This is a genomic window from Leptothrix toolikensis (SeqCode), assembly GCF_057922285.1.
Map to the genome: position 1 here is coordinate 45,218 of NZ_JBYSVC010000009.1, position 7,878 is coordinate 53,095.

The window sequence follows — 7,878 nt, forward strand, 5'->3', positions numbered from 1 at the left end:
CTTGTGGGTCAGTGGCCGGCGTGTGCCGTGGGCTGCACAGCGGTGATGACCCATTCACCCGGGCCGCGTTCGACGAATTCAAAGCTGATGGCGCTGCCGGGCTGCAAGCCTTGCAGCAGGGCCTCGTTGGCCACTTTGAAATCCATCGTCATGCCCGGCCAGTGCAAGCTGGCGACCGGGCCGTGGCTGATGCTCAGTTCTTTGTTGGCGGCGTCGATGGCCTCGACCTTGCCTTGGGCGTGGTGACCGACCGCCGCGTGGCCAAAGCCGCTGATGGCCGCTTTAAGGTTGCTTTCGGCATCGATCAGGAAATTGGCGCTGACCACCACGGCCTCGCCGTCCTGCACGCCGCTCAGCACCTCGACCTCCTTGTCGCTGCGAACCCCCAGTCGAACCTCGCGGGGTTCATAGCGGCCCTCGCCGCGCTGGACCAGCACGATCTGGCGCGTGCCGCTGTCGATCACCGCCGAGAGGGGCACAGAAAGGGTCGCGTCACGGGGGGTGGCGTTGCCCAGCTCCACTTGGGCGAACATGCCCGGCTTGAGCAGACCGCCCGGATTGCTGAGTTCGATGCGTACCGCCACGGTGCGGGTTTCGGCCTTCAAGGTCGGGTAGATGGTGGTCACCGAGCCTTCGAAGACGTTGTCGGGATAGGCGCTGAGATGCACCTTGGCGCGGCTGCCGGTCTTGACCCAGCGGATGTCTTGTTCAAACACATCGGCCATCACCCAGACCGTCGAGAGATCGGCCACTTGGTAGAGCACCTCGCCCGGTGCGAAACGCATCCCTTGGACGGCTTTTTTCTCGGTCACGACACCGCCCACGGGTGAGCTCACGCTCAGGGTGCGGCGCGTTTGGCCGGCTGCGGCTGCGGCCTTGATTTGCGCCAACTGCTCGGGCGAGATGTCCCAATTTTTCAGCCGGGCCAAGCCCGCGTCGGCCAACTGCTGCATGCCGGGTTGGAGACCGGGTAGGTTGTCCGCGCTGGCGTCTTTCAGGGCTTGGTTGGCCAGCAGGTATTCGCGCTGCGCCGACACCAGCTCCGGGCTGTAGACCTCAAACAGCGGTTGGCCTTGGCGCACCGCCTGCCCGGTGGCGTTCACATGCAGCTTCTCGATATAGCCCTCGAATTTGGCCGCGATGGTGTAGACGCGGCGCTCGTCAAGCTCAACGCGGCCCGCAGCGCGCAGCGTGCGGTCCAGCACCTTGCGTTGCACGGCTTCGGTGCGGACGCCCAATTTTTGGACTTTGTCGGTGCTGATCTTGATCTGCTGCGTCGCACCGGGCGCTTCGTCGGGCTGCTCACCGGCGTAGACCGGGAGGTAATCCATGCCCATCGAATCCTTCTTGGGCGTGGGCGAGGTGTCGGGCAGCCCCATCGGGTTGCGATAGAACAGCGGTTTGCGCGCTTGCGCGGCTGCTTCGTTGGCAGGAGCCTGCCGGTGGCCCATCCAGTAACCGACGCCGTACACGCCGGCAGCCAGCAAAGCGGCCACGATCACGATCCCCATCTTGGTAGTGCGAGCTGTGGTGCGAGCGGTCATAGATCTTCTCCGAGGATGCGTTCGATATCGGCCAGCCGCGCTTGGGCTTCGGCTTGGGCTTTGATCTGGCTTTGGCGCGCTTGGCGAATTTGTCGCTGGGCGTCGAGCAAGCTGGCGAAATCGCCTTTGCCGTTTTCGTAGCCCGCCAAGGCCGACTTGAAACTCAGCTCGGCTTGGGGCAGCAGGCTTTGCGCAGCCAGCGCTTCGAGGCGGCGTGCGGCGTCGAGCCCCGCGATGTTCTCGGCCAAGTCGGCGGAGACTTGGTTGCGCGTGGCTTCACGCCGCGTTCTGGCCACTGTGAGCATCGCTTCGGCCTCGCTTTCTTGGCTGCGGCGGCTGCTTTGCTGCAAGGGGATGTTCAGCTCGATCATCAAGTCCCACTGCTTGATCGAGTTCTGCACCTGGTTGGGCACGATGCCGAAGGTGACATCGGGGTAGCGGTTCTTGTAGGCCAGCTCACGGCTCTTCTCGGCCCCTTGGAGTCGGGCGTCTTCAGCGAGCAGTTGCGGGTTGTGGGCTTGGATGCGCTCTTCCAAGCGGGTCTGATCGAGGTGTTCGTTGCTGGGCAGGGGCCGCAGTCCTTGGGGTGCGGCCAGCGCCGCGTTGCTCGGGCGGCCCAGCAGCGCGTTCATGCGGGCGTGCATGTGATGCCGCTCGGTTTCCACGCCGATCAGCTCGCCTTGCATCACGCTTTGTTCCACCTGCGCTCGGATCACGTCTTGTTGGCCGGCCAGTCCGCTGGCATAGCGCGTCTGCGCCAGCTTTTCCAGCCGGGCGAGGAGGGCCAGGATCTCGCGCGTCAGGCTTTCGTTTTTCGCAAGCACGTACTGCTGCGCGTAGGTGGTTTTGATCTTGGCCGCCACCTCGGACCACGTGCCCTGCGCCCGGCTGTGGGCGCTTTTGGCGTCTTGCTCCGCGATGTCGCGCCGCAAGTCGCGCTTGCCAAACCACGGCACGTCTTGCATCAAGGTGTAGCGCGTGCTGCCCACCCGGCTGGGGGAGACGCTGGGGCTTTGTTGTCCCCCTTGAGTCACGTCCATCAGTTCAGTCCGCAGCCGGGGGTCGGGCAAGGCCCCGGCGGATTCGATCCGTGCGGAAGCCGTGAGCGCTTCTTGCTGGAGGCTGAGGGCTTCCGGATTGCGCTCACGGGCAAAGCGCAGCAGCTCGTCCACCTGCGCCCCCAAGGTCGATGCCGAGGGCGCGATAGGAGGGCTCAGCGGCGGCGTGTCACCGGCCCGGACACCCATGCACCACGCACTCAGCAAGGCGGTGATGAGCAGCGTTTTGAAGCGGGGTCTGGGTCGGTGAACGTTCATGGCTGCACCTTGAGCTGGGTGACGATGAAGTTGCCTTGGCGGTCTTCGGCTTCAAAGATCACCTTGTCGCCCGCCTTGACGCTGCTGAGCAGCTCCGGCTTGGCAACGCGGTAGTTCATCGTCATGGGCGGCATGTCGAGCGAGGGGATGGCCTCATGGCGCAGGGTGAGTTTTTGCTGGCTGGCCATGACCTTGATCACCTCGCCCTTGACGGGTTCGGCATGGGCACTCACGGTGGTGCCCAGGGTGATGAAGGCGGTGCAGGCGAGCGACGTCAGCGCCAAAGCGCGGCGCAGGAGGGGAGAGATCGGCGTAAGCATGAAACATTTCCGTCAAAACGACGTGGAAGAGCCTGGACGATGCAGCGCGGTGCCCAGCGGGGCAGCGCACGACTTTTCTCAGGGCCAACGGGAAATGTTTAGGCGCGCGGTGGGCGTTCTAGAGCGGACCAGCCTTGTTGGGCGTGGCCGGTCGGCACGTGGGCCGACATCACATGGCTGGAGCGGGGTTCTTCAGCGGTCGAGATCATGGGCAGCGGCGGGGCGCTGGCGGCGTGGCACAGGGTGCAGTGCGCGCAATGAGCCTGGGTATCGGTATCAGTATCGGTATCGGCCTGCGTGTTGTCGTTGTGATGCTGGTGACAGGGCGGTAAAGCCTCGTTGTCAGCGGCCGTCATCGTCTTCATCAGCGTGTGAGCCGCCACCGTTTTGAGCGACTCGATGCCCATCCCGGCCACCGCCCAGCCACGCAGCGGCAGCAGTGCGATCAGCACCCACAGGGTGCAGCGCAGCAGACGCAAAAACGCGAAGGCGGGGTGAATGGGTCGGCGTGACATGACGGGGGCGATTCTACGCAGCATTGCGCTCTTGCCTAGAATCCCCGCCTGTTTCGCCGATTCAAATCACGGAGTTGTTCATGTCCCACACGCCCCTTGACCTGTCGCACATTGCCGTTCGCGACAAGGCCGAAATCCTCGCCCAGGCTTTGCCGTACATCCGCAAGTTCCACGGCAAGACCATGGTCATCAAGTACGGCGGCAACGCCATGACCGACCCGGCGTTGCAAGCGGCGTTTGCCGAAGACGTGGTGTTGCTGAAATTGGTGGGCATCAACCCGATCGTGGTCCACGGCGGCGGCCCGCAGATCGACGAAGCGCTGGCGCGCATTGGCAAGAAGGGCACTTTTATTCAGGGCATGCGCGTGACCGACGCCGAAACCATGGGCGTGGTCGAGTGGGTTCTGGCCGGCGAAGTGCAGCAAGACATCGTCGGCCTGATCAACCACGCCGGCGGCAAGGCCGTGGGCCTGACCGGGCGTGACGGTGGCTTGGTGCGCGCCCGCAAGATGAAGTTGCTCGACAAGGACGATCCCACCAAGGAATACGACGTGGGCCAAGTCGGCGAGATCGACTCGATCGACCCGGCCGTGGTCAAGGCGCTGCAAGACGACGCTTTCATCCCCGTGATCAGCCCGATTGGCTTTGGCGAGCACAACGAGAGCTACAACATCAACGCCGATTTGGTGGCATCCAAGCTGGCTGAAGTCTTGAAGGCCGAGAAGCTCTTGATGCTGACCAACATCAGCGGCGTGCTCGACAAGCAAGGCCAACTCCTGACCGATCTGACCTCACGCCGCATTGATGAGTTGGTGGCCGACGGCACCATCAGCGGCGGCATGCTGCCCAAGCTCGCCGGCGCCATCGACGCCGCCAAATGCGGCGTCAACGCCGTCCACATCATCGACGGCCGCGTCCCCCACGTCCTCCTCCTCGAAATCCTCACCGACCAAGCCTTTGGGACGATGATTCGGGCGCGTTGAGGGCCAGAAGCAGGCGGGCAATAAGCAGGCGGGCAGATATTTTGCGGTGTTTGCCTGCTTTGTTATCGCATTTTCATAAGATCAGGGAGAAAACTTTGAATGCACTGACTCATGGTATTTTGGCATTGCCTCATCATGCGCAATTTTTAATTGCCGTTGTTGTGTTGATGACATTTGCATTTCATGCGAGATTTAACGATGTGGCGCACATACATGGTCCGACCATATTGACGACGTTTGGTATATTTTCAACATTTCTCGGTATCGCTATTGGATTGGCAGATTTCGACCCGAAAAATATTCAAAGTAGTATGCCTTCATTGTTGGATGGCATTAGAACTGCATTCTGGGCTTCTGTCGTTGGGGTCGGCGGCGCACTTACGATTAAGTTTAGGCATTATTTTGTTTTGTCAGGGGTACCTGCTGACGGCTCAAAATCTGAAGATGATGTAACCGTTGCTGATATTGAGAGGCGGTTAGTGAATATTCAGCGTGCGCTTGTTGGGAAAGATGAAGGTGCAATTTCTTCGCATTTAAAATTGTTAAATTCAGAAATTTGTGCAAGGCTAGATGCTCTTAGTGATGCGCAAAAGGAATCATTAGAAAAAATGTCGGCTATGGGGTCGAAATCTCTGGTGGAGGGGTTGCGAGATGTTATTCGTGAATTTAACTCAAAAATATCAGACCAATTTGGTGATAACTTCAAGCAGCTTAACTCGGCTGTTTATAAGCTTGTTGATTGGCAAGGGAATTATAAAAATCACATAGAACATGCAACGGCTCAACTAAAATCCACAGAAAAGTCGATGGCTGAAGCGGCCAATTCTTTTAAAGAATTGGTGCGGGATTCGCAATCTTTTGTTGGTGTGTCAGATGGTTTTTTGCGTATATTAAACGCAATAGAAATACAAAGAGATCAGCTGCATAAAATGCTGGATTCGTTAAGATCGTTGATTGATTCTGTATCCAGTAACTTGCCGACGGTTCGGAATCAAGTTCTTCAACTGACGAAAGATGTCACGCAATCTGTTCAAAAAAATCAGAGCCAATTAAATGAGGCTCTCAATCAAAATGCGGCATCGATTAAAACATCTTTGGATGATTCTGCGCGCCAGATGAACCAAGCGAATGAGACGTTTAATAAGAATGTCACCGAAATGGTGAATAAAACGAATCAACAGATTGCTGCGCTTGATGCTGCTTTAGAGACTGAGTTGACTAAGTCACTAACAAGCCTCGGTAAACAATTGACTGCATTGTCTGAAAGGTTTGTGAAGGATTACATGCCTCTTACAGAGAGGCTTCGTGAGGTTGTGCGTATTTATGAGGAGAAGAAAACATGACAACAAGAAATATCTTTTCATCAAAGTCGGTGGCTTCAAAAGAAGAGCACTGGATACCTCTTGCTGATCTCATGACTGGGCTCATGATGATGTTTATGCTTATTGCGTTGACATTTATGATGAAGGTTGAAAAAGAAAGCGAGAAGGTCAGAGATGTTGCCAAAATTTATGAAGGAATGAGAGCGGAACTCTATGTCGACTTGCAGAATGAATTCAAGGGTGATTTGCAGCGGTGGGGCGCTGAAATTGATAAAGATCTGACGTTTAGATTTAATGAGCCAAGTGTTCTTTTTGATACGGGAAAGTCTTCGCTGAAAACTGAATTCATGCGGATTCTTGATGACTTCTTTCCTAGGTATGTGAAAATTATTTCATCTCCTAAATATATTGAATTTATTGAGGAGATCCGTGTAGAAGGGCATACGTCAAGCATGTGGGGAGGTGCTTCAAATTTTAGTGATGCATATTTTTTAAATATGGAGCTTTCGCAATCAAGAACTAGAGTAACTTTGCAGTATCTATTAAGTATTAATCGGGTCATGAGCCAGGAAATATGGCTTATATCTAGATTGACTGCCAATGGGTTGTCGTTCTCTAGGCGCAAATATATGCCAGATGGAACGGAAGATCAGATCGGCTCTCAGCGGGTTGAATTTCGTTTGAGAACTAATGCCGAACACCGCCTCTCTGAAATACTGAGCATTTCAAGAAAATGAAGCTGCCGAATTTTTGTCTATTTGAGCCCATGAATGAATTAAAATCAAGAATGGGTATTCCAAGAGATGTGTATGGCAGTATTGATATTTCTGTGTCGTCGGGTGGGTTGACCCAGCGTGAGCTAGAGCGAATTGTATCGAGTGGTATTGATATACCTGAGAAGTCATTAAAGGTATTAGATGATGGAACCTTGGCTTACAAGGATACTCGCGTCATTCTCTATATTAGAGATGTTGCGCACTATGGTGGTAATACGTCTGATCCAAAGTACCATCTTGGAAACTGCGCAACTTTGCAAAATATGAGGCAGGGTGATAGATTTGAAAGGTATGTTGTTTCAACTAGGCTTGATGGCTATTTTTTAATTAATCTCATAAAAGGCAATGAGGCTAGGCGTAAAGATGCTAAGTTGTTGGTGTGTCAGAATTGCCTAAGTCTATTAAAGTTTTCTGGTTTTAATTATGGTTGGAGCAAAACAAGAAAAACTCAATTTGTTTCTGCGTTCTCGATAAGAGAATTCTTTGAAAAATATCCTATGTCTTTGCATGGTAAGTTGCCTAAATATAACTCCATTACCGCTCCGGAGAATGTTTATACAAAAAACTTTGATGATATTAGCAAAAGGTTGCGTGACGAGAATAACTGGACGTGTCAAGAGTGTGGGATTAATCTTTCATCAAGCAAAAGATATCTGCATGTGCATCATGTGGATGGGCAAAAAAGTAATAATGAGCGATCAAATCTTCGTGTGCTATGTATTGGGTGTCACTCAAAAAAATATAATCATGCTCATATAAATAGTTTGCCGGAATATCGTGAATTTACTGAGAAATTCCCTGGTTGGTGTAATTAATAAGTATGTTTTTTTTGGGTGTGTGGAAATGGTTTCTAGGTTTATTTAGATCCGAAAATTCCCCCGAGCGACTTATTCTAAGTGGATTATGTAAAGCACTTCTCGATGTGGATCTATGCGTGGATGCCATTCGCAGACCCAGCGACTTTCCGCTCGTTTGGGGTCGGTAGTCTGTTCAAAGCGCCGGCCAGTTTTCTCCTGTCATGCTGGAGAAGTCGTGGCTCATGCGGGCGAGGCGGGGGTCGGGGTGTTGGCGTAAGGGGTGGGCCGCCGGGATGGCGTGGCCT

8 protein-coding genes are annotated in these 7,878 nt (G+C 54.6%); 4 read left to right on the plus strand and 4 right to left on the minus strand.

The annotated features are described in order from the left end of the window. Window positions 1–8: 8 nt before the first annotated feature. The 4 genes from AC3VI7_RS02820 to AC3VI7_RS02835 all read right to left on the minus strand — a co-directional run bounded on the left by AC3VI7_RS02820 (window position 9) and on the right by AC3VI7_RS02835 (window position 3,695). Window positions 9–1,544 (minus strand): efflux RND transporter periplasmic adaptor subunit, encoded by a 1,536-nt coding sequence (locus AC3VI7_RS02820; RefSeq protein WP_489668563.1) that lies wholly within the window; start codon window positions 1,542–1,544, stop codon window positions 9–11. Beyond that, window positions 1,541–2,860 (minus strand): TolC family protein, encoded by a 1,320-nt coding sequence (locus tag AC3VI7_RS02825; RefSeq protein ID WP_489668564.1) that lies wholly within the window; start codon window positions 2,858–2,860, stop codon window positions 1,541–1,543. The genes AC3VI7_RS02820 and AC3VI7_RS02825 overlap by 4 nt, the downstream gene beginning before the upstream one ends. Beyond that, the gene (locus AC3VI7_RS02830) at window positions 2,857–3,180 is read right to left on the minus strand and encodes a copper-binding protein (protein ID WP_489668565.1); all 324 of its coding nucleotides are present in this window, start codon (window positions 3,178–3,180) and stop codon (window positions 2,857–2,859) included. The genes AC3VI7_RS02825 and AC3VI7_RS02830 overlap by 4 nt, the downstream gene beginning before the upstream one ends. A gap of 98 nt (window positions 3,181–3,278) precedes the next feature. Then, entirely contained in the window at window positions 3,279–3,695 is a 417-nt protein-coding gene (locus AC3VI7_RS02835; protein ID WP_489668566.1) for a hypothetical protein, read from the minus strand. An 80-nt stretch (window positions 3,696–3,775) separates the two neighbouring features. On the opposite strand from AC3VI7_RS02835, the gene argB reads away from it, so the two are divergent. The 4 genes from argB to AC3VI7_RS02855 all read left to right on the plus strand — a co-directional run bounded on the left by argB (window position 3,776) and on the right by AC3VI7_RS02855 (window position 7,591). Then, the gene (gene argB / locus AC3VI7_RS02840) at window positions 3,776–4,678 is read left to right on the plus strand and encodes an acetylglutamate kinase (RefSeq protein ID WP_369420564.1); all 903 of its coding nucleotides are present in this window, start codon (window positions 3,776–3,778) and stop codon (window positions 4,676–4,678) included. A 95-nt stretch (window positions 4,679–4,773) separates the two neighbouring features. Continuing rightward, window positions 4,774–6,021 (plus strand): hypothetical protein, encoded by a 1,248-nt coding sequence (locus AC3VI7_RS02845; RefSeq protein WP_489671270.1) that lies wholly within the window; start codon window positions 4,774–4,776, stop codon window positions 6,019–6,021. Then, window positions 6,018–6,737, plus strand: coding sequence for an OmpA family protein (locus tag AC3VI7_RS02850; protein WP_489671271.1), 720 nt, complete (start codon window positions 6,018–6,020; stop codon window positions 6,735–6,737). The genes AC3VI7_RS02845 and AC3VI7_RS02850 overlap by 4 nt, the downstream gene beginning before the upstream one ends. A 29-nt stretch (window positions 6,738–6,766) precedes the next feature. Further along, window positions 6,767–7,591 carry an HNH endonuclease gene (locus tag AC3VI7_RS02855; protein WP_489671385.1) on the plus strand — a complete coding sequence of 275 codons (825 nt, stop codon included), beginning with the start codon at window positions 6,767–6,769 and terminating at the stop codon, window positions 7,589–7,591. Window positions 7,592–7,878 lie beyond the last annotated feature (287 nt).

What these genes read in the sequence shown, in the direction of transcription:
- AC3VI7_RS02820 (WP_489668563.1), bottom strand. Translation starts at nt 1,544, where the DNA reads ATGACCGCTCGCACCACAGCTCGCACTACCAAGATGGGGATCGTGATC.
- AC3VI7_RS02825 (WP_489668564.1), bottom strand. Translation starts at nt 2,860, where the DNA reads ATGAACGTTCACCGACCCAGACCCCGCTTCAAAACGCTGCTCATCACC.
- AC3VI7_RS02830 (WP_489668565.1), bottom strand. Translation starts at nt 3,180, where the DNA reads ATGCTTACGCCGATCTCTCCCCTCCTGCGCCGCGCTTTGGCGCTGACG.
- AC3VI7_RS02835 (WP_489668566.1), bottom strand. Translation starts at nt 3,695, where the DNA reads ATGTCACGCCGACCCATTCACCCCGCCTTCGCGTTTTTGCGTCTGCTG.
- argB (WP_369420564.1), top strand. Translation starts at nt 3,776, where the DNA reads ATGTCCCACACGCCCCTTGACCTGTCGCACATTGCCGTTCGCGACAAG.
- AC3VI7_RS02850 (WP_489671271.1), top strand. Translation starts at nt 6,018, where the DNA reads ATGACAACAAGAAATATCTTTTCATCAAAGTCGGTGGCTTCAAAAGAA.
- AC3VI7_RS02855 (WP_489671385.1), top strand. Translation starts at nt 6,767, where the DNA reads ATGAATGAATTAAAATCAAGAATGGGTATTCCAAGAGATGTGTATGGC.